Consider the following 20,269-nt stretch of genomic DNA (forward strand, 5'->3'; position numbering starts at 1 on the left):
CATAGCCGCTGCCATGCCCGCGGCGATGCTCGCCGGCCAGCGACAGCTCCGCGATCGACCGCACCGGGCCGTCCCCGCACAACACCGCATCGCTCAGCTCGAACAACGCGTCCGCACGCCGCGTCAGACAGCGGTAGAACTCCTGACGCACTCCGGACAGCTCCCTGGACGCGGCGGCGTCACGGGCATGGTGCACACTGATCAACTGAAGCCCTTGGTGACGATCTTCTTCCCTAGACAAGAAGAATGATCAACCAAGGGCTTCACTCATGATCAACCAGGGTCACGCCCAACCGTTCAGAGGTTAAAACTCAAGCTAGGTCGCGTTCCGCCTCCCGGCGAACGGGCTCCCAGCACGCGGACTGGTCGTTTCGGGTCAGTGTTGTTGCGTCCGCACGCATTGGCGTACGGTCCCCCGGTGCAAAGCGCTCGTTATGCCGGCCCACCGATGTTCGCCCGTGGAGGGAAGCGCCGCACAGTCGTGGCGCTGGCGGCGATCCCACTCGTCATCGGCATCGGGATCGGCGTGCTCATCGGCGGCGAACTGCGGCCGGAGTCCCCGGAGAACACCGGCGCCGCACCCACGCCCTCCGCTGAGCCCGTTCAGCTCGAATACTCGGACATGCCGTGCGATCCGGGCTCGTCCGTCCTCGTGCTGCACTCGCTGGAGGGTGCGATGCGAGCGGAGGACGTCCAGACGTTGCTGGACTACGAGACGATGTGGGTGCAGCACCGTGAGAGCGTGAACCCGGCGCTGCGCGGGCAGACCGCGTTCCTGAGCCGACGCGACGACGTCTGCTCCGCGATCGTGCCCAACGACACGAGGTTCACGCAGTTCGTGTGGCTCGGGCCGTTCCAGTCGGACATCGCTCCCTCGCTGTGCGAGGCGCTGCTCAAGGTCACGGGCAAGAACTGCATCCCGGCCCAGGTGGTCCGCTGATCCGTCAGCGGCGGAACAACGGCCTCGGGTCGACCGGCCACACGATCCTGCGCCACCAGGAAGCCTTGCGCCGCACAGCTTTCTTCACCTGCCGGGCGAGCCGCCAGCTGTTCTCGTCGTGGACGGGCCGCGGCGCGAACGCGGCCTGGTCGACCGCGACCGCGAGCCGTGCGCCCGCTTCGCCCCAATCGCGCGCGACGTCCGGCACGGTGCGGCTCGGTTTCGGCTTGAGGCCTGCGAGCTGCAACGAGTCGAGCACCTCGTTCCACGCCCCGACCGGCCCCGCCGCCCGGAGTCTCACACGCCGTGACGTGCGCGCCACGTAGAGCGCGACGAGCAGCAGCACCGGCGTGAACACCCAGAAGGGGAAGGACTTCGCGGCCTCGGGCGCGGCGACCGCATCGGGGTCGACCGCCGTCGGCTGCACCAGCGGAGGCACCGAGGCGAGCGAGGTCGGCGTCGGCTTCGCGGTGGTCGACGCGAGCCGGTTCAGCACCTCGCGCTTCGACGCGGCGCTGGGCCCGCTTCCGTTGCCCGACACGGGATCGAACGCGACCCAGCCGAACCCGCTGAAGTACACCTCCGGCCACGCGGTGGCGTCCGCGGCCCGCACGATCCGCTCGCCGTTCTCCTCGGGCACCGGCTGGAACCCGACGACCACCCGCGTCGGCAACCCGACGGCCCGCGCGAGCACCGCGTACGCCGACGCGAACTGCTCCGCCGTCCCCGCTCCCGCACCCGACTCGCCGGGCGACCCGAACAGGAACGTCTCCAGCCGCGCGTACGACGACCCGACCGGCGCCTCGGCGTCCGGCCTGCGGTTGAGCCGCACGACCTGTTCCAGCGCAACGGCCTTCTCGTACGGCGTGCGCGCGTTCTGCGTCGCCTGCCGCGCGTACTCCGACAACGTGAACGGCAACCGCGGCAACGCCGTGTACTTCGTCGCCGTCGTCGGCACCTGCGCCTCGACGAGATCGGTGTCCGACGGCGTCTCGAGAACACCCCGGACGGTGTAGCTCAGCCCGGTCCTCAATCCCTCGGCCACCACCAGCGACCCGGTGTCCGGATCCACCATGGCGTTGCTCAACGACACCGCCTGCGGCCTGCCGACCCCCGGCAGCCACTCCCCCTGCAACCCGGTGATCCGCAGGTCCACACTGGCGTCCTGGAACTTCCCGCCCGTGGGCAGGTCGGGCGCGTCCACCACGCCGAGCGGCCCGTACGTCGAGGCCGCCTCCCACGACGCTCCCGAGTACCGGCTCAGCGTCACCAGCCGCAGGGGCACCTCGGGCCCGCGCACCCGGAACAGCTCCGCCTCCCCCTGCGCCGCCCACGAGGCGAGCTGTGGCAGCGGGTTCGAGATGGCGATGTCGGTCACCGGCGGCGTGACGAGCCTGCGCGGCTCGAACCCGTTGGTGGGCAGCACGAACGTGAGCAACGTCAGCGCCGCCAAGGCCGTCGCCAGCACCGCGGGCGGCAGCACGGGCCCGCGCCGGTCGAGGACCAGCCAGCCCAGCGCGAGGATCACCACCAGCGTCAGCGCGACCAGCCCGTACCGGTCGGCGCGGCCCGTGGTGAGCAGCGCCGCCGACACGTACAGCGCCGCCGCCCCGAGCGCCGGCACGAACAGGGCCGTGCCGCGCCGGGCCACCGACAGGACCGCGCCCGTGGAGATGCCGATGATCAGCAACAGTCCGGGCACGAGCAGTTCGGGCGTGGCGGGTGCGGGGCGCGCCGCCGTGAGCAGCCTCGGCACGGTGTCGAGCAGCACCCACGCGGGATCGCGGTTCGGGGAGGCGCCGCGGGCCAGGAGGAAGCCGCCGGCCATCGCGACGACCATGACGCCGAGCGCGGCCAGGCCGGCCGGGACGAGTTTCTTCAGCAGCAGGGCCAGGAAGCCGGTGAGGGCGGCCAGTCCGAAGTAGAGGATGGCGCCGTCCCAGGCCTGGGCCAGCTGGAGGGAGGCGACGAGGAGGAGGGCGGTGACCCAGCCGTACTTGAGGAGGGAGTCGGTGGCGGAGTGAGTGCTCGCGCGGTGGGACGTGGTGTTGCCGGGTGCTCGGTGGGACGCGTGGCCGCTCGGGCGGTGGGGGCTGGCAGCAGGTCTGTTCGCCGCGCTGCCGGCCGCACCGCTCGCGGCGCGGTCAGAGCTGGAAGCAGGCCTGTTCGCCGCACTGCCCACCGCACCGGATCCGCCGGCAGGTGCGTTCGTCGCACCGCCACCCGAGCCGCGGCCATCGCCCGTGCCCGCTGTGCCGTTCCCGCCGTCCGCGCGGCTCATCGCGCCACCACCGCGTTCCACGAGTCGACCAGGTCCTCGGCCCGCCCACCGCTCAGCACCAGCACGCTGCCCGCCGCGCTCACCGGCCGCGTCTCGTCCACCACCAGCACGGTGCCGAACGCCGCGCGGCCCGCCTCCAGCACCAGCGCCGGCACGGTCGTGCCGCTCACCACGGCCACCACGTCGAGGTCGCGCACCGGCACCGTCGGGCGGCCGGCCACGTCCTGCAGTTCGAGGTCGGCCAGGGCCGCGAGGATCGGGGCCGAGTCCTGCTGCTCCTCGATGTCGGTGCCGCCGGACGACGTCAGCAGCCGCACCGGGTGGCCCTGCTCCAGGGCGGAGGTGATGAGGGACGCCGCCACTTCCACGGCCTCCTCGAAGCGTTGCGGGTCGGCGTAGGAGGTGGCGCTGTCGTCCAGCAGCACGGCCAGGTGCGGGCGGGCCGGGTCGGCGTCCTCGCGGATCATGAGGGTGCCGGTGCGGGCCGACGTCGCCCAGTGCAGGCGGCGCAGGTCGTCGCCCGGCACGTACTCGCGCAGGCCCACCAGGTCCGTGCCGCCCCGCTCCACCCGTTCGTCCGCGCCCACCTGGCCCCGGCGGGCTCCGGACGGGAGGCCGCGGACCGGGAGCACTCGCGGTACCACGCGCACCTGGACGACCTCGCCCAGCACGGTGCGGGCCTGGGCGAGGCCCGCCAGGCCCTTGCGGCGCAACGTCAGCGGGCCCACGTCGAACACGCCCCGGCGTTCGGTCGGGATGGCGTAGTCGACGGATTCCACCGCGGCCGGTGCCAGCAGTGGCACGTCGACCGCCATGGGTGCGCCCGCCACCATGTCGACGGCGTCCAGCGCCACGGGCCAGCGGCCCGTGGACGAGAGCTCCAGGCGGCCGTTGCAGCGCGCCAGGCGCGGCACGGTGCGCGGGCGGACCGTGCGGGACACGGCCAGCGGTGACGCGACCAGCACGGACACGATCGAGGCGACGACCAGTGCGGTCAGCGCCAGGCCGAACGCCGCCATGCCCGCGTAGCGCCACCACAGGCCGACGCCGAGCATCAGCAGGCCCAGCACCGCCACGCCGGTGCCGCGCAGCGTGAGTCTCATTGCGCCGCGGGCTTGGGCACCGGCACGCGCGAGAGCACGTCGGCCAGCACCTCGGACGTCGTCACGCCCGACAGGACGCTCTCCCGCGTCAGCACGAGGCGGTGGGCCAGCACCGGGTCGGCGATGTCCTGGACGTCCTGCGGCACCACGAAGTGCCGGCCCTTCGACGCCGCGTACACCTGTGCGCAGCGCACGAGCGTGCGCAGGCCGCGGGTCGAAGTGCCCAGGCGCAGCCGTTCGTCGGTACGGGTGCCCGTGCCCAGCGCCGAGATGTACTGCAGGATCGGGTCGGCGACGTGCAGCAGCGCCAAGCGGCCGCTGAACGAGCTGACCTCGCGCGGTGACGACACCGTGCGCACGTCGGCGATCCGGCCCGCGCCGCTGCCGGGGCGCAGCACGTCCAGCTCGTCCTCCACCGACGGGTAGCCGATCGACGTGCGCAGCATGAACCTGTCGAGCTGCGCCTCGGGCAGCCGGTACGTGCCGTCGAGGTCGATCGGGTTCTGCGTGGCCACCACGAGGAACGGGTCGGGCACCGAGTGCCCGACGCCGTCGATCGTGACGGTCCGCTCCTCCATGACCTCCAGCAACGCCGACTGCGTCTTGGCCGCCGCGCGGTTGATCTCGTCCGCCAGCACGATGTTCGCGAACACCGGGCCCGGCCGGAACCGGATCTGGCCCGTCTGCGGGTCGTAGACCGACGTGCCCGTGACGTCGGACGGCAGCAGGTCGGGCGTGAACTGCACGCGCCGCGACACCCCGCCCAGCGCGCCCGCGACGGCACGCGCCAGCGTCGTCTTGCCCGTGCCGGGCACGTCCTCCAGCAGCACGTGGCCGCCCGCGAACATCGCCACGAGGACGAGGTCGATCACGTCGCGCTTGCCGCGCACGGCGCTCTCGACCGCGTCGCCCAGGCGGGTGTGCAGATCGCGGAAGGCGGAGACCTCACCGGTGTCGATCACTTTTCCTCATCTCCACGACGAACACCGATGCGCAGCAGGAACGCGACCGCGAGCAGACCCAGGCCACCCGCGCCCATCGGCGCGGTCCCGGTTCCTCCCTCCGCGATCCGCTGGGGGATGCAGGTCGGTTTGTTCGGCAGGCAGCCGTCGCTCGTGTAGACGACGCTGCGGGCCGCCGAGTCGACCTGCCCGGCGCCGGACGCGGCGTAGGCGCGCACGACGATCGAGTTGCTGCCCTCCTCCACGTCGATCTGCGCCGTGGTGGCGTTGCAGGCGATGCCGACCGAGTAGCCCTGCGTCCTGTTCACGACCTCGCAGCGCCCGTTGTGGCTGGCCCAGTCCGCGGGCGGCGCCATGCTCACCGTGCGCCTCGGCAACTGCCGCCCGCCGGAGATGCCGGTGATCACCGCGGCACCCGCGGTCGGCAGCGACGGCGGAGGAGGTGGCGGTGGAGGGGTCGTCGTCGTGGTCGTGACGGGCGGGGGTGGCGGCGGAGGCGGTGGGGTGGTCGTCGTGGTCGTCACGGGAGGCGGAGGCGGCGGGTTGTTCGGCGCGGACACCGTGAACGCGGCCATGCCCGCGGCACCGGCCGTCGTCGCCGTCGACCCGCGCACCGTCACGTCGAGGCGGCCGCCCGAGCAGAACGTCGATCCCGTGCACGGCACCGTCAGGTCGGCCGACGTCCCTGCGGTCTGCGCCGACACCGAACCGCCGGAGAACGAGCCGGAGCCCGACACCGTGTAGCCCACGACCGGTTCGGAGGACGTGGCCGCGTTCCAGCTCACCGTCACGACGAGCGCCGACGAGCTGCGCGACTTCTCCCGCACGCTCACCCCCGCGGGCGCGCCGGGAGCGGCGCCACCACCGGTCGACGGCGGCACGGAGGACGTGGTCGGCGGGGACGAGGTCTCCGTCGTCGGGTTGTTGTTGCCGTTGCCGTTGCCGTTGCCCGGGTTGCGCGGCGGCTTCACCGGCTCGTTCGGGTTCGGCGGCGGAGGCGGCGGCACGGAGGGCGGCGGCGAGCGGTCCGGGTCCTTCACCGGGAGCTCGGGGCTGCGGATCGTCAGCGTGCGGGTGGCGCCGTCCGGGTCGATCAGCACACCCGTCGACGAGCCCGGCACGTTCACGAACAACCGGCCGTCGTCGAACACGAGCTCGGGGTCGGCCCCGCCGGACGTGCGGACGTCGTCGCCACCGCGGTTGCCGCCGCGGTCGAGGACGATGACCTTGCCGGATCCCTTGCAGGGCACGTAGACCTTGTCGCGGAACACCGCGGGACGGCCGGGGTTCGGGCACCCCATCGCGCCCACGTCGACGCGCAGCACCTCACGGCCGACGACGAGCACCACGACGGAGGACGACGGCAGGGAGGCGGGAACCAGACCGAGCGGCGACGTCTGGGCGGCGATCACCTCGGCGTCCGAGCGGTCCGTCAGCGAGTCGACGTCCTCGCCCGTGCCGTCGCGCACGACGACACCGCCGTCGAGCCCGATCAGCGTCACGCCCTGGTCGTGCGGCACGAGGACGGTGCGCGGCCCGGCTCCGGTGACCTGCCGCTGCGAGCGCTCCTCGAACTTCTCCTGGTCGTCGGACCAGTCCAGCGAGCGCAACGTGCCACCGTGGTCCACGAGCCACAGCACGCCGCGCTCGTCCACGACGGCGTCGGCGAGCGGCTGGCCCGCCTGCCACGGCTGCCCGATGTCGGCCAGCGTCAACGGGTCCGCGGTGTGCACGGTGCCGGAGGCGCGGTCGACGACGAACACCAGGCCGTTCGCCACCAGCACCTTGCTCGTGGCTCCGGGCGGCGCCTGGCGGCGGCCGGACGCGAGCAGGGTGGCCAGGTCGATGACGGTGATCTCGCCGGTGCGCCGGTTGAGGACGATCAGCCGGCCGTCCTCCTGCGCGATCTCGAGCTGCGAGTCGGGCCCGCTGATCTGCAGGCGCGTCTGCGGCTTGCCCGACACCGGGTTGACCTGCACGACCTCACCGCGCTGGTCGTCACCGAGCCAGGTGAGCCCGTCCGACACCGCGACCGACGTCCGGGAGATGCCCTGGCCGAGCGCGGCGCCCGCGAGCACCAGCACCCCCAGCAGTGCCGCGACGAAACTCGCCGACTCCCGCCCTCCACCGGAGATAATGCGTCTGATCCGGTGCCACCAAGACATAACGCGCCCTCCCTCGCCCGCCGGGGATGCTAGCCCCCGGCTCTGACAACTTCGGACGGCGCACGGTTCCCGGTTCGTCCGGTCCACCGACTGGCAGACATCGAAAACGGTAATCCGGAGGTCTGACAGTTTTGAAAACCGAATGGCGTTACCCCGAACCGACCAACGCGTAAGGCAGAGTGGACGCATGGAGATCCCCGGCATGGGACTTGCCAAGCAGGCGCTCAATACCGCGCTCGACACGACCGCGGCCGTCGCGGCCGTCCCGAGCCGCGTGCTGGACCTGATCGGCGAGGTCGAGCAGCTCGTCCGCAAGGTGAACGGCACCATCGACGCCGTCGACGGCGTCGTGCGCAGGGCCGACGAGCTGGTCGACCGCACGGCGAACGTCGTGTCGGACGCGGAGAAGGCGGTCGTCGAGGTCCGCGCGATCACGGCGAGCGCGAGCGAAGTCGCCGAACGGGCGGGCCTGGTGGTCACGACGGCCGGCCACACCGCGGACACGGCCAACGAGCTGATCGGCATCTACGAACCGATCGCGAAGCAGGCCCAGCCGCTCGCGAAGCGGTTCGTGGACGAGCTGTCGCCGCACGAGGTCGAGGCCGCGATCAAGCTGGTCGACGAGCTGCCGGTGCTCACGGAGCACCTGACCAGCGACATCCTGCCGATCCTCGCGACCCTCGACAAGGTCGGCCCGGAGGTCCACCAGCTGCTCGAGGTTACGAGCGACATGCGCCAGGCGATCCTCGGCATCCCCGGTTTCGGGTTCATGCGCCGCCGCGGCGAGAAAAAAGAGGAAGAAGAAGGTGTGAGGGAGCTCGAGAACGGGTAACCCGGCCGCCATGACGGCCCGCACGCACGACGACAACCTCACCTGGTGGCTGCTCAGCGGCGTTTTCGGACTCCTGTCCGCGACCAACGTCCTGCTGGCGATCACCGAACGCACGACATGGCCCTACGCGCTCGCGGCGATGCTTTTCGCCGCGAGCGCGTGGTGCGCGAGACAGGCGCTCAGACCTTTCCCGTCGTCTGGTGCGTCAGGTTCGACGGCGCGCCGAACCGGAACGCCCGCACCCGATAGGTCGCGGTTTTCTCGTCTGGGAGTGTGATCACCCCGTACGACGTGGTGTCCGGGTCGAGCTGCACGGCGACCCGGTAGTCCGCCGCGCCCGCGGGCCGCACCTCGACGAGGTACCCGTCCTCGTCCGACGCCCTGTCCTGCCAGGTGAACAGGATGCCGTTGGCGTGCTTCACCTCGGCCCGCAGATCCGACGCCGCCGCCTCGGGTGAGGCCACCGGTGTCTTCCCGCCGCCGGCCTTGACCGGCGCGGTCCAGTCGGGCCCCTCGATCTCCGGCACGTCGTCGCCAGGGGGCAGCACGACGTCCACCGCGGCCGACGCGGTGCCCGTGAACGGCCGGACCCGGTAGTAGAACCGGGTTTCCGGGATCAGGTCCGGGTGCCGGAAGGTGTCCTTCGCCGGTCCGGCGAACTCCAGGATCGTGTACTCGCCGTCCGCCGCGTTCGCGTACTCGACGACCTGCCCGGCCGACCCCGTCTCCGGACGCCAGTGCAGCGTCACGTCGACGGGCGAGGTCAGCTCGGACGTCAGCACGGGGTCCTGCTGCCCCTGGCCGCAGGCAGCCAGGAACAGCAGTCCCACCACAGAAATTCGTCTGATCACTTGCGCCAGAACTTGATGTTGCTCCACACGACCGTGGCCGGGCCCTGGCCGCTGGACGTCCGGTACGCGCCGAACTTGTCGTAGAAGCTCGTACCCGAACTCGCGTAGGTGTGCGCACGCGAGCCGTTGATGTACGTGCGGTGTTCCGTGGCCGTGTTGTGGACGGTGTTGACGCGCACGGTGGTGCCCACGGTCGCGCCGGTGGCGATGGTGTCGCCCCCGTGCACGGCGTAGAGACGGCCGCCGCGCTCCACGGCGAGCATCCAGAACGGTCCCGCGCTGGGGGCCTCCCGGAACGTCTGCTTGAGGCTGACGCGGGTGCCGCCGAGACTCGTGATCCGGAAGCTCCCCTCGAACTGGCGCGTGCCGCCGGTGTAAGTGGCGTAACGCCGCTCGGCACGCTGGTCACCGCTCGCGGTGGAGCAGGTGAGCTGGAACGTCAGGTTGCTGACCGTGCCGCAGCCGCGTTCCTGGACGGTGAACGACGGTGAGTAGCTGGTCCACGGACCGGTTTCGACCTGGGCCTGTGCCGGGGCGACCGACACGAGCAGACCGGTTGCCAGCGCGATCCCCGCGGCGATGCGGAGTCGTTTGGACATACCGATACCTCCTCAAAGCGTGCTGAAGGCAGCACGTTTTCTCAGGGGGCGGTAGCGGGAGCGTAGCCGATAATGATCGGATGTTCGACCTCCACCGTCTGCGTCTGCTCCGCGAACTCTCCCGAAGGGGAACCCTCGCCGCCGTGGCGCAGGCGCTGAACTACAGCCCGTCGTCGGTGTCGCAACAGCTGTCGTTGCTGGAGACGGAGGTCGGCGTACCCCTGCTGGAACCGGTCGGCCGGCGCGTGAAGCTCACCCCGCAGGCCGAGATCCTGGTGCGGCACACCGAGGAGGTCCTCACCCGGCTCGACCAGGCCGAGTCCGAGGTCGCCGCCTCGCTGCACGAGATCACCGGCACGCTGCGGGTGGCGACGTTCCAGACCGCGGCGCTCGCGCTGATCCCGGCGACGTTCGCGCGCATGAGGGACGAGCACCCGTCGCTGCGGATCGAGTTCCAGGTGCTCGACCCGGCGGAAGCGCTTTCCGCGTTGAACGCCAGGGACTTCGACCTCGTCTTCGTGGAGGAGTGGCCGGACCAGCCGGAGGCGCGGTTCTCCGGACTGGAGTACCGGGAACTGACCCGGGACCCGATCCGGCTGGCCGTCCCGCGCGGACTGCCGGTGGACGAGATCGGCTCCTACCCGTGGATCATGGAGACCGAGGGCTTCCCGCAGCGGATCTTCAACGTGAACTGGTGCCGCCACAACGGTTTCGAGCCGGACGTGCGCTTCTCCTCGACCGACGTGCTGGTGAAGCTGCGGTTCGTGGAACGGGGTCTCGCGGTCGCGTTGCTGCCGGACCTGGTCTGGTACGACCGCGAGATCACCGTCGACCTGCACGAGCTGCCGGAACCGAGGTCCCGGCTGCTGTTCACTGCGGCACGGGCAGGACGAGGTCAGCATCCGGCCGTGCGGGCGTTTCGCGAGGCGCTGGCGCTTTCCGTAGCGCCGCTCCGACCCCGGCCGTGATCACCAGGGCCATGCCGAGCAGCGAGACCACGCCGAGGTGCTGCCCGAGCAGCAACGCCCCGGCGAGCGCGGCCGCGGCGGGTTCGAGCGCGAGCACGACGCCGAACGTGCTGGGCTGCAACGTCTTCAGGGCGCGGATCTCCAGGGTGTACGGGATCGCGGACGCGAGCAGCGCCACCAGCGTGCCGAGCAGCAGCATCCTGGGCTCGAACAACGCGGCGCCGGCCGTCGACAGGCCGTACGGCAACGTGAGCGCCGCCGCGATCAGGCTCGCGCCCGCCAGCCCGCCGGTGCCGAGCCCGGCCGTCGCGACCTTCCGCCCCGCGAGCACGTAGCACGCCCAGAACGCGGCCGCGATCAACGCGAGCAGCACCCCGATCAGGTCGAGCCTCGCGCCGGTGTACTCCCGCACTCCCAGGACGACCACGCCGACGAGCGCCAGCCCGACCCACACGAAGTCCCGCGGCCTCCTGCTCAGCACGGCCGCGAGCCCGAGCGGCCCGAGGAACTCGATCGTCACGGCCACGCCGAGCGGGATCCGGTCGAGCGCGAGGTAGAACGTGCCGTTCATGCCGGCCATGGTCATCCCGAGCACGAGCGTCTCCTGCCGGAACTTCGGCCGCACGACCACAGCCAGCATCAACGCCGCGATGCCCAGCCTCAGCGCCGTGGCGCCGGGCGCGCCGATCTGGCCGAAGAGCTGGTTCGCGAACGCCGCGCCGAACTGCAGTGAGATGACCGAGCCGAGAACGAGGAAGACCGACATGCCGCCAGTCTTCGTCCTGCCCTCCGTTCAGTACAGCGAATGTTTCTGAGCGATGTCGTTCGGTTTTCCCGACGATTTAGACTGGCCGGTGCGATGAGACGCAAACCCTCCTCCCCTCTTCCGCAGCGCGCCGGCCTGGACGCGGCGCGGCTCAAGCTGCCTTCCGAGGGCGCCTGGTCGTCGTTGCGCGACCACCTGGTTGAACGACTGCCACGCGTGGCCGCCGCGCGGATCGACGAGATGCTGGCGGAGGAACGGATCTGGGGCGTCTCCGGGCCGTTGGGCCTCGACGCGCCGTTCGTGCCCGACTCCTACATCTGGTTCCACCGCGACCTGCCGGTCGAGGTGCCGGTGCCGTTCGAGGTCGGGGTCGTGCACCAGGACGACGACATCGTGGTCGCCGACAAGCCGCACTTCCTCGCGACGATCCCGCGCGGGCAGCACATCATGCAGACGGCGCTGGTGAAGCTCCGCGACTCGCTGGGCCTGCCCGACCTCTCCCCCGCGCACCGCCTGGACCGCGTCACCGCCGGTCTGGTGCTGTTCGTCGTGCGCCGCGAGCTGCGCGGCAAGTACCAGACGATGTTCCGCGACCGGGTGGTGCGCAAGGAGTACGAGGCGATCGCGCCGTACGACCCGGCGCTGGAGCTGCCGCGCGTGGTGCGGTCCCGGATCGTCAAGGAGCGCGGCATCATCACCGCGTTCGAGGTGGAGGGCGAGCCCAACGCCGAGACCCACGTGTCCCTTGTGGAGCATCGCGACGGGTTGGGGCGCTACCGGCTGAAGCCGTTGACCGGGCGCACGCACCAGCTGCGGCTGCACATGTCCGGCCTCGGGGTGCCGATCGTGAACGACGACTTCTACCCGGTGCTGCACGAACGCCCGCTGGACGACTTCTCGTCACCGCTGCAGCTGCTGGCCCGCGACCTGTCCTTCGTGGACCCGGTGTCGGGGGTCGAGAGGTCGTTCACGTCGAGGCTCGAACTCTCCGCCTGGTCATGAGATGTGGGTGCGGCGGGTGTCGATCGGCTGCGGCTCCCAGACCTGGTTCATCCGGTCGAGCAGCCGCCGCGCCAGCGCGCTCGTCTCCGGGTGGGTCTCGGTGAACGTCGCCACCACGCGCGCCCGGAACATCAGCCGGCCGCGTGCCGTCGTGCTGTACCAGAACCAGTCCTCGCCGACGACCCTGGCGAGGTGGTCGGTGCCGTCCCGCTCCGCGCGCTGCACCAGCGCGTCGCCGTTCACGAACCAGCGGACGCACGCGTCTTCGAGCGGAGCCGTGAAGCCGCGTTCCTCGAAGTAGGCCTGTTCGGCCGCTTCGCGCAGCTCGCGGGGCGTCTCGGAGACGGTCGCGCAGGTCGGGAAGCCGATGCGCAGGTAGACGACCTCGGTCACCCCGTCGCCGAGCGTCGCGTTCTCGAAGTCGACGAACCTCGCGCCGTGCGGCGAGTACATGTCGTTGCCGGGGCAGGGATCGCCGTGCACGAGGTCGAACTTCCCGGTGTCCTCGAACACCAGCTCGTCCTCCGCACGGCCGATCTCCACCCCCATCGCGCGCACGAACCGCAGGAACGGGACTGGGTCCGGCACCTGCTGGCGCGGCTGCAGTCCGGCGTGCTCCGGTCCGGTGGCCTGGTGCAGGCGGGCGAGGCCGCGGGCGTAGTCGATCACCCAGTCCTCGCCGAACGGGTCGGAGCGCAGCCGTTCGAGCACCACGGTCCGCTTCCCGTGGTCCACGTCGAGGATCCGCGGCACCACACCGGTGTGCTCGGCGAGCTCCAGCGCGGTGATCTCGCGCTCGAACGCCGCCGGGTCCCCGACCACCTGCTTGACGATCCGGTCGCCGTCCGCCCACACCCGCGACCGCACACCGCTGCTGAGACGCTCCACGCCACCAGTATCGGGGGTGCCCGCGCACGGGCACCCCCGATCACCTCAGGCGAGCGTCATCGCGTACAGCTCCACCCGCGGGTCGTCCGGCAACGTCACCGAACGGACCGTCTTGGTGGCGTCGAGCCGCAGCGACTGGCCGAACAGCCGGACCGGAGGCCCGTCCACGCCCTGGCCCGCCTTGATGCGGTGCGGCATCTCCAGCACGGCCGAGCCGCCGCCCGCCCAGTCCGGCACCGTGGCGGCGACCTCGGCCGAGGTGCCGTCGGTGTACCAGACGGTGAAGGCCGCGGTCACCGGTCCGTTGTGCGACGCACCGACGACGTGCAGCCAGGAGTGCTGGCCGCCGGGGAGCAGGAGCCCCTGCCCACGCGCCTCGACGAAGTTCGGCGCAGTGCCCGTGGGATCGGGCGCCTGGTAGGTGATGCCGCCCCACGTCACGGGCCCCTTGGCGGGCAGCAGGGCCGCGTCGTAGCTCCAGCCGCCGCCGTCGAAGTTGCCGGACGCCGACTCGGCGACCGTCGCGGTGCCGTCGTGGTTCAGCTCCGGCGCCAGGTCCACCGAGCACGTCGAGAACGCGCACAGCGCGGCCGGTTTGACCTCGACGACGGCCTTCAGCGCCACCGACTCGACCTGCACCGAGACCTCGTACGACCCGGCGGCGATCCCGGCGGGCAGCGTGAGCGTCAGCGGTACCGTCTTCTGCGTCGGCAGGGACCTGGACACGATCGCGAACGGCTTGGCACCGCTCACCTTCCAGCCCGCGGGAGCCGTGACGACGGGACGCACCGTGGTGGCGCCCGGCGACTGCGCCAGCACGTCCAGCTGGAGCGTCAGCGACGTCGCGGTGTCCCCGGTCGGCACGACGATCTCGGAGTTGCGCAGCGACGCCGACAACGCGCGGCGCGAGTCCTCGTTGCCCTTGTTCAGCGACGGCGGCTCGTCCCCGCGCCCGGTGCCCCACGACGACGGCTTGGACGAGACCTCGTGGGTCAGCTTGCCGCCGCGCTGCAACGACGACCACGACAACCAGGTCTTGCGGACGTCACGGCCACCGAACGACACGCTCTTGATGTACCGGTTGGTGTCCGACACACCGCGCGCCGAGACGGTCAGCGTCCCGCCCTGCGAGCCGTGCTGTCCGATTCGGACGGTCGCGGACTCGAACTGCGGCGAGGACAGCGCGAGGAAGTCCGCGCCGTTGAAGGTCGGGTAGATGCCCAGCGACGAGAAGACGTACCAGGCCGACATGGTGCCCAGGTCGTCGTTGCCGGTCATGCCGTCGGGACCGGTGGTGAACAACGTCATCGCCGCCCGCACGACCGTCGCGGTCTTCGACGGCGTGCCCGCCCACAGGTACATGTACGGCGCGAGCAGGTCGGGTTCGTTGTTCGGGTTGTAGGTCGGCTTGCCGTAGTAGTCGTACGGCTCGGTGATCCAGTCGCGCTTCGCGGTGCCGGCCGGGTCGGCGAGCAGCTTGTCGTAGACGAAGAACGAGTCGAGCCGCTTCTCCGTCTCCCGCCTGCCGCCCATCAGCGACACCAGGCCGGCCGGGTCCTGCGGCACGAGCCACTGGTACTGGTAGGCGCCGCCCTCGTGGAACTGGTGCGAGGCGTCCACCGGGTTGTACGGCGACAGCCACGTGCCGGCGGTGGTGCGCGGGCGGAACTGGCCGATCGAGGAGTCCCACAGGTTGCGGTACCACTGGCCGCGGTCGGAGAACAGGCGCGCGTCCGCCTTCTTGCCGAGGCCCTCGGCCATCAGCGCGAGCGAGGCGTCGGCGGCCGAGTACTCGAGGGTCGCGGACGCCGGGTGCACGCAGTCGTTGTCACCGCCCTTGTGCGCGCAGTCCTCGCCGAGCTCCAGGCCGGACGGGATGTAGCCGCGGTCGGAGTAGAACTGCACACCGGACCGGCCGTTGTACGGCGAGTCGGCGGGAGGAAGCGAGGTGGCGTTGGCGCGCAAAAGGTTGTACGTCTCCTCCTCGTAGCCCTTCAGCAGCCCCTTGGACCAGGCCTCGACGAGGAACGGGGTGACCGGGTCGCCGGTCATGATGTTGGTCTCGGACGAAGCCAGAGCCCAGCGCGGCAACCATCCGCCATCGCGTCCGCTGGCCACGACGGACAGTGCGACGTCACGGGCGACCTTCGGCTCCAGGATCTGCAGGAGCTGGTTCTGCGGTCTGTAGGTGTCCCACAGCGAGAAGTTCTGGTACGGCGTGTAACCCGACGCCGTGCGCACCTTCCCGTCGAAGCCCGTGTACTTGCCGTCGACGTCACCGGCGAGGTTCGGGTGCAGCACCGAGTGGTAGAGCGCGGTGTAGAACGCGACCTGGCGATCACGCGGCCCGCCGGACACCCTCACGGCGTCCAGCTGCTTCTTCCAGACGTCCTTCGCGCCCGCGACGACACCGTCGAAGTCGTAGGAAGGAGCCTCCGCCGCGAGGTTCTTCCGCGCGCCCTCGATCCCCGTGTACGACAGGCCGAGCTTCAGCACGACATCGCGGTCCGCGGAGGCGTCGAACGTGACCCACGCGCCGTTCCCTCCCGTACCTGCGGCGTCCCGGACACCCGGCGTGGGCGTGTTCCCGCGCCATGCGCCGAAGGACGCGAACGGGCGGTCGAACGAGGCCGTGAAGTAGACGGTGTGTTCGTCCTTGCCCGCGCAGAACCGGCCGTTGCGCACCCGGCCCTCGATGGTCCGGTCGCCGACGACGTGGATCTCGGAGTCGAGCACGGTCTGGTTGGAGCGGCCGGTGTTGAACAGGACGTTCGCCGCGCCCGTCGAGGGGAACGTGTAGCGCTGCCAACCGGTCCGCTGCGTGGCCGTGAGCTCGGCGTTCACCCCGTACCGGGAGAGCCCGACGCGGTAGTAGCCGGGCTGCGCGGCTTCGTCCGAATGGCTGAAGTCGGACTTGTACCCGTTGATGTCAACGTTGTCGACGGCCCCGACGGTCGGCATGACGGGCAGCTCGCCCATGACGCCGCACCCGACTCCCGACAGGTGGGTCTGCGAGAAGCCGTAGAGGGAGGTGGCCTTGTAGTCGTATCCGCCCTGACCACCCGTGTCAGGGCTGACCTGCACCATCCCGAACGGCACCGAGGCGCCGGGGAAGGTGTTGCCGAAGTTCTGCGTCCCCACGAAGGGGTTCACCAGGGACGAGGGGTCCTCGTCCGCCTGAGCCGCTTGCGCAGGGACTGTTAACCCTAGTAACAGCCCGACTACAACCAGTGTCCGCATGAAGGGCAGTATTGCCTGCCGGTCGCCGTATCGACACCCGTCGGACGTGGGCGATGCGCGATGTTGCTGATTCCTGTCGCATTTTGTCAGCGGCCACCTGACCCCAGCACGCGTCCAGCCGCCTGCGGTAAGCAGGTGTCATGCCCGTTCAGCTCAACCACACCATCGTCCACTCGACCGACCAGGAGCGCTCCGCGCGCTTCCTCACCGGCCTGCTCGGCCTGCCGGAGCCGGTGCGCTTCGGCCCGTTCCTCGTCGTGGAGGTCGCGAACGGCGTCTCCCTCGACTACGCGACCGTCGCCGGCCCGATCGCCGAGCAGCACTACGCCTTCCTGGTGACCGAGGACGAGTTCGACCAGATCTTCGGCCGCATCCAGGAGCAGCGGATCGAGTACTGGGCCGACCCGTTCCACAGCAGGCCCGGCGAGATCAACCGCAACGACGGCGGGCGCGGCGTCTACTGGCAGGACCCCGACGGCCACAACCTCGAGATCATCACCCGCCCGTACGGCTCCGGAGCCTGACGAACCGGTTCACGTACCTAAAAGGTATAGACCACCTCTTGTGCTCGGAGCGTCCTGCCTGCCACCGTGAGAGCGGTAACACACAGTGGGCGCGCAGATGCTCCGAGGAGTTGGTCCCCATGTTCGGAACACGCGCCGCCGCCCTGATCGTCGCGCTGATCGGCGTCTTCACGCTCGCTCAGCCGGCGACGGCGGCGCCGTTCATCGTCACCGAAGCGCAGTTCAACCAGATGTTCCCGTCCCGCAACGGCTTCTACACCTACAGCGGCCTGAAGAACGCGATGAACTCGTTCGGTTCCTTCGCGAACCAGGGCAGCGACACGGTGAAGAAGCAGGAGCTCGCGGCGTTCCTCGCCAACGTCTCCCACGAGACCGGCGGACTGGTGTACATCCGTGAGATCAACCAGAGCGGCGACTACTGCGACGAAAGCCAGTCCTACGGCTGTCCCGCGGGCACCAGGGCCTACTACGGCCGCGGCCCGATCCAGTTGTCGTGGAACTTCAACTACAAGGCCGCGGGCGACTACCTCGGCATCAACCTGCTGAGCAACCCGGACCAGGTGGCCACGAACGCGACGACGTCGTGGAAGACGGCGATCTGGTACTGGATGACGCAGAGCGGCCCCGGCACGATGACGCCGCACAACGCGATGGTCAACTCGCGCGGCTTCGGCCAGACGATCCGCAGCATCAACGGATCCCTCGAGTGCGACGGCAAGAATCCCGGCACGGTGCAGAGCCGCGTCTCGAAGTACCAGCAGTTCACCGGGATCATCAAGGTGGCACAGGGTTCGAACCTGTACTGCTGACGGAGCAGAACAGGTCTAGACCCTTGACTGGTCTGGACCACTGATGCCAATCTCAGCACTGTTCACATCCTTGATTCCTCGGATGCAACAAGACTCCAGGAGTGGGTGACCTTGCTGAAAAAACGCATCTTGGCGTCTCTCGCGGCGGGTGTGATGGCGGCTTCCCTCGCCGTCATCGCACCGACCGCGTCCTCGCAAGCTGAAGTGTCCGCGCAGGCCTGCACCTTCACGGACTGGGTTCAGGGACAGTGGTACACCGCCGGGTCGATCGTGAGATTCGAAGGCAACTACTACGTCGCTGAGCACGACAACCCGGGCTACAGCCCGACGGTCTCCACCTGGTACTGGGAACCGACGGGCTGCGACGGCGGTGGAGGTGGCGGCGGCGGCACCTGCACCAGCGCCACCGACTGGGTCGCGGGACGGCAGTACTACACCGGCAACATCGTGCGCTACAACGGTTCCTACTACATCGCCGAGCACGACAACCCCGGTTACGACCCGACGATCTCGACGTGGTTCTGGGAGCCGCACAACTGCGGCGGTGGCGGCAACCCCGGCACCGGCTTCCCCATCAGCGAGTCGCAGTTCAACAGCTTGTTCTCCGGTCGCAACAGCTTCTACACCTACCAGGGCTTCGTCGACGCGGCACGCACCATCCCCGCGTTCGGCACGTCCGGCAGCGACACGGTGAAGAAGCAGGAAGTCGCGGCGTTCCTCGCGAACACCGCGCACGAGACCGGCAACTTCGTCTACATCGAAGAGATCAACAAGAACAACGACCTCTGCGACGAGAGCCAGCCCTACGGCTGCCCGGCCGGGACCTACGCCTACTACGGCCGCGGCCCGATCCAGCTGTCGTGGAACTTCAACTACAAGGCCGCGGGCGACTACCTCGGCCTCAACCTGCTGCAGAACCCGTACCAGGTGGCGCAGAACTCCACGACCGCGTGGCGGACGGCGATCTGGTACTGGATGACGCAGCGCGGCCCCGGCTCGATGACCGCGCACGACGCGATGGTCAACAGCGCCGGATTCGGCCAGACGATCCGCAGCATCAACGGTTCCCTGGAGTGCGACGGCCGCAACCCGGCGCAGGTCCAGAGCCGCGTGTCGAACTACCAGCGGATCACTGGAGTCATCGGTGTGACGCCGGGCGGAAACCTCTACTGCTAGTGGCGCGCCCCAGGAGGTCGGCGAGGTGATCCACGCTCAGCAGGGCGCCTCGCGGCACCGCCCCCACGCCCCCGTACCACCAGTACGAGGACGTGGGGGCGGCACCACGATCCACCCGTCTGACCGCGAATCCCCCCGGCAACCTCCTGCGCCACACCACTAGGACCCGAGCTGTCCTACTTCGGTCCTAGCTTCACCCCATGACCGAAGAGCTCGAAGAACTGCTGCACGAACTGAACGACCAGCGCGGGACCTTCCGCATCACGATGCGGGGTCTCACCGCCGCCGACGCGGCGAAGCGCACCACGGTCAGCGAGCTCACCTTGGGCGGGTTGCTCAACCACCTCGTCCAAGGTGAGCGCGGCTGGACCCACATCATCACCGAGCAACCCCTGCCCCCGCCCGGAATGCTGGACCAGAGCCAGTACACCTGGGCGGGCAACGACTTCGAGGCGTTGCTCGCCGAATACGACGAGGCGGCGCGCGCGACCGATCAGGCCGTGCGCACCGCCTCGTTGCACAAGCTCGTCCCGCTGCCCAGCGCTCCCTGGGATCCCGACCCGCGGCCCATGTCGGTCCGGCGGATCGTGCTGCACCTGATGCGGGAGACCGCGCAGCACGCGGGTCACGCCGACATCATCCGGGAAGCGCTCGACGGTCAGTCGACGACGGCGCTGCTCTAGGCCGCGAGCTGTTCCTTCACCTGCGCCAGCGACGGGTTGGTGAGCGCCGCGCCGTTCGGGAAGTGGACGGTCGGCACCGTGCGGTTGCCGCCGTTCACGCTCATCACGAAGTCGGCCGCACCCGGCGTCTCCTCGATGTTGATCTCGACGTACTCGATGCCTTCGCGGTCGAGCGAGCTCTTGAGGATGCGGCAGTAGCCGCACCACGAGGTCGAGTAGACGGTCAGCTGGTCGGGAGCCATCAGGCGCACTCCTCGTCGGGGTCGGACGGTGTCACCCAGGTCAACGCCGTGCGCCGCCCGCTTCTTCCCGCGGCCCCGGACCCGATCGTCAGACAATCGTCAGGTCAATTCCTCCCACCGCGGGTGAGCATGGTTCGCGCACGTCCGAAGATTTCGGCCGTGCACTTGGTCGTGCATTCCCCATTTCACCACCTACTAATTCAGTCACCCAATCGGAGGCCCGCCACCACGCAGGGTT

The 20,269-nt window shown here is 70.1% G+C and carries 19 protein-coding genes; 8 read left to right on the forward strand and 11 right to left on the reverse strand.

Translation table 11 applies throughout. The annotated features are described in order from the left end of the window. Positions 1 to 196 (reverse strand): transposase (locus tag BMY74_RS22520; RefSeq protein WP_245786322.1); only part of this gene is annotated, 196 nt, incomplete at its 3' end. Between the two features lie 252 nt (positions 197 to 448). On the opposite strand from BMY74_RS22520, the gene BMY74_RS22525 reads away from it, so the two are divergent. Then, positions 449 to 940 (forward strand): hypothetical protein, encoded by a 492-nt coding sequence (locus BMY74_RS22525; RefSeq protein ID WP_143091664.1) that lies wholly within the window; start codon positions 449 to 451, stop codon positions 938 to 940. Positions 941 to 944: 4 nt separating this feature from the next. On the opposite strand, the gene BMY74_RS22530 is transcribed toward BMY74_RS22525, so the two are convergent. The 4 genes from BMY74_RS22530 to BMY74_RS22545 are packed head-to-tail and all read right to left on the reverse strand — an operon-like array spanning position 945 to position 7,451. Beyond that, on the reverse strand, positions 945 to 3,221 hold the full coding sequence (locus tag BMY74_RS22530; protein WP_143091665.1) for a transglutaminase TgpA family protein: 2,277 nt from the start codon (positions 3,219 to 3,221) through the stop codon (positions 945 to 947). After that, entirely contained in the window at positions 3,218 to 4,324 is a 1,107-nt protein-coding gene (locus BMY74_RS22535) for a DUF58 domain-containing protein (RefSeq protein ID WP_245786300.1), read from the reverse strand. Before BMY74_RS22535 ends, BMY74_RS22530 begins: the two co-directional genes overlap by 4 nt. After that, a complete protein-coding gene (locus BMY74_RS22540; RefSeq protein WP_089919171.1) occupies positions 4,321 to 5,286 on the reverse strand; it encodes an AAA family ATPase in 966 nt (321 codons plus the stop codon). The genes BMY74_RS22535 and BMY74_RS22540 overlap by 4 nt, the downstream gene beginning before the upstream one ends. After that, complete coding sequence (locus tag BMY74_RS22545) at positions 5,283 to 7,451, reverse strand: NHL repeat-containing protein (protein ID WP_143091666.1); 2,169 nt, start codon at positions 7,449 to 7,451, stop codon at positions 5,283 to 5,285. Before BMY74_RS22545 ends, BMY74_RS22540 begins: the two co-directional genes overlap by 4 nt. Before the next feature lie 187 nt (positions 7,452 to 7,638). Here BMY74_RS22545 and BMY74_RS22550 point away from each other — a divergent pair, with 187 nt between their 5' ends. Further along, the gene (locus tag BMY74_RS22550; RefSeq protein ID WP_089919174.1) at positions 7,639 to 8,283 is read left to right on the forward strand and encodes a hypothetical protein; all 645 of its coding nucleotides are present in this window, start codon (positions 7,639 to 7,641) and stop codon (positions 8,281 to 8,283) included. Between the two features lie 179 nt (positions 8,284 to 8,462). Here BMY74_RS22550 and BMY74_RS22555 read toward each other — a convergent pair whose 3' ends face one another. Both BMY74_RS22555 and BMY74_RS22560 read right to left on the reverse strand, forming a co-directional pair. Then, a complete protein-coding gene (locus tag BMY74_RS22555) occupies positions 8,463 to 9,116 on the reverse strand; it encodes a fibronectin type III domain-containing protein (protein ID WP_089919177.1) in 654 nt (217 codons plus the stop codon). Positions 9,117 to 9,130: 14 nt separating this feature from the next. Next, entirely contained in the window at positions 9,131 to 9,733 is a 603-nt protein-coding gene (locus BMY74_RS22560) for a hypothetical protein (RefSeq protein ID WP_089919179.1), read from the reverse strand. An 80-nt stretch (positions 9,734 to 9,813) separates the two neighbouring features. Here BMY74_RS22560 and BMY74_RS22565 point away from each other — a divergent pair, with 80 nt between their 5' ends. After that, a complete protein-coding gene (locus BMY74_RS22565; RefSeq protein WP_089919181.1) occupies positions 9,814 to 10,701 on the forward strand; it encodes a LysR family transcriptional regulator in 888 nt (295 codons plus the stop codon). Here BMY74_RS22565 and BMY74_RS22570 read toward each other — a convergent pair. Then, positions 10,604 to 11,467, reverse strand: coding sequence for an EamA family transporter (locus BMY74_RS22570; protein ID WP_089919183.1), 864 nt, complete (start codon positions 11,465 to 11,467; stop codon positions 10,604 to 10,606). The two genes, BMY74_RS22565 and BMY74_RS22570, sit on opposite strands and share 98 nt — an antisense overlap. 93 nt (positions 11,468 to 11,560) lie before the next feature. Here BMY74_RS22570 and BMY74_RS22575 point away from each other — a divergent pair, with 93 nt between their 5' ends. Further along, positions 11,561 to 12,469: an RluA family pseudouridine synthase gene (locus tag BMY74_RS22575; RefSeq protein WP_089919184.1), complete on the forward strand. Its 909-nt coding sequence runs from the start codon at positions 11,561 to 11,563 to the stop codon at positions 12,467 to 12,469. On the opposite strand, the gene BMY74_RS22580 is transcribed toward BMY74_RS22575, so the two are convergent. Beyond that, positions 12,464 to 13,357, reverse strand: coding sequence for a phosphotransferase family protein (locus tag BMY74_RS22580; RefSeq protein WP_089919186.1), 894 nt, complete (start codon positions 13,355 to 13,357; stop codon positions 12,464 to 12,466). The two genes, BMY74_RS22575 and BMY74_RS22580, sit on opposite strands and share 6 nt — an antisense overlap. Before the next feature lie 45 nt (positions 13,358 to 13,402). Beyond that, complete coding sequence (locus tag BMY74_RS22585; RefSeq protein WP_089919188.1) at positions 13,403 to 16,597, reverse strand: GH92 family glycosyl hydrolase; 3,195 nt, start codon at positions 16,595 to 16,597, stop codon at positions 13,403 to 13,405. Between the two features lie 140 nt (positions 16,598 to 16,737). On the opposite strand from BMY74_RS22585, the gene BMY74_RS22590 reads away from it, so the two are divergent. From BMY74_RS22590 to BMY74_RS22605, 4 genes are all read left to right on the forward strand, one after another. After that, complete coding sequence (locus BMY74_RS22590; protein WP_089919190.1) at positions 16,738 to 17,121, forward strand: VOC family protein; 384 nt, start codon at positions 16,738 to 16,740, stop codon at positions 17,119 to 17,121. A gap of 119 nt (positions 17,122 to 17,240) precedes the next feature. After that, complete coding sequence (locus tag BMY74_RS22595; protein ID WP_089919192.1) at positions 17,241 to 17,930, forward strand: chitinase; 690 nt, start codon at positions 17,241 to 17,243, stop codon at positions 17,928 to 17,930. Between the two features lie 153 nt (positions 17,931 to 18,083). Continuing rightward, entirely contained in the window at positions 18,084 to 19,106 is a 1,023-nt protein-coding gene (locus BMY74_RS22600) for a glycoside hydrolase family 19 protein (protein WP_089919194.1), read from the forward strand. A 200-nt stretch (positions 19,107 to 19,306) separates the two neighbouring features. Next, positions 19,307 to 19,789, forward strand: a complete 483-nt coding sequence (locus tag BMY74_RS22605) for a DinB family protein (protein ID WP_089919196.1) — start codon at positions 19,307 to 19,309, stop codon at positions 19,787 to 19,789. On the opposite strand, the gene BMY74_RS22610 is transcribed toward BMY74_RS22605, so the two are convergent. Beyond that, the gene (locus BMY74_RS22610; RefSeq protein ID WP_089919660.1) at positions 19,786 to 20,031 is read right to left on the reverse strand and encodes a mycoredoxin; all 246 of its coding nucleotides are present in this window, start codon (positions 20,029 to 20,031) and stop codon (positions 19,786 to 19,788) included. The genes BMY74_RS22605 and BMY74_RS22610 overlap by 4 nt on opposite strands. Between the last annotated feature and the right edge of the window lie 238 nt (positions 20,032 to 20,269).

Origin of the sequence: Lentzea albida, from assembly GCF_900111005.1 — a bacterium.
Classification (GTDB): Bacteria; Actinomycetota; Actinomycetes; order Mycobacteriales; family Pseudonocardiaceae; genus Lentzea; species Lentzea albida.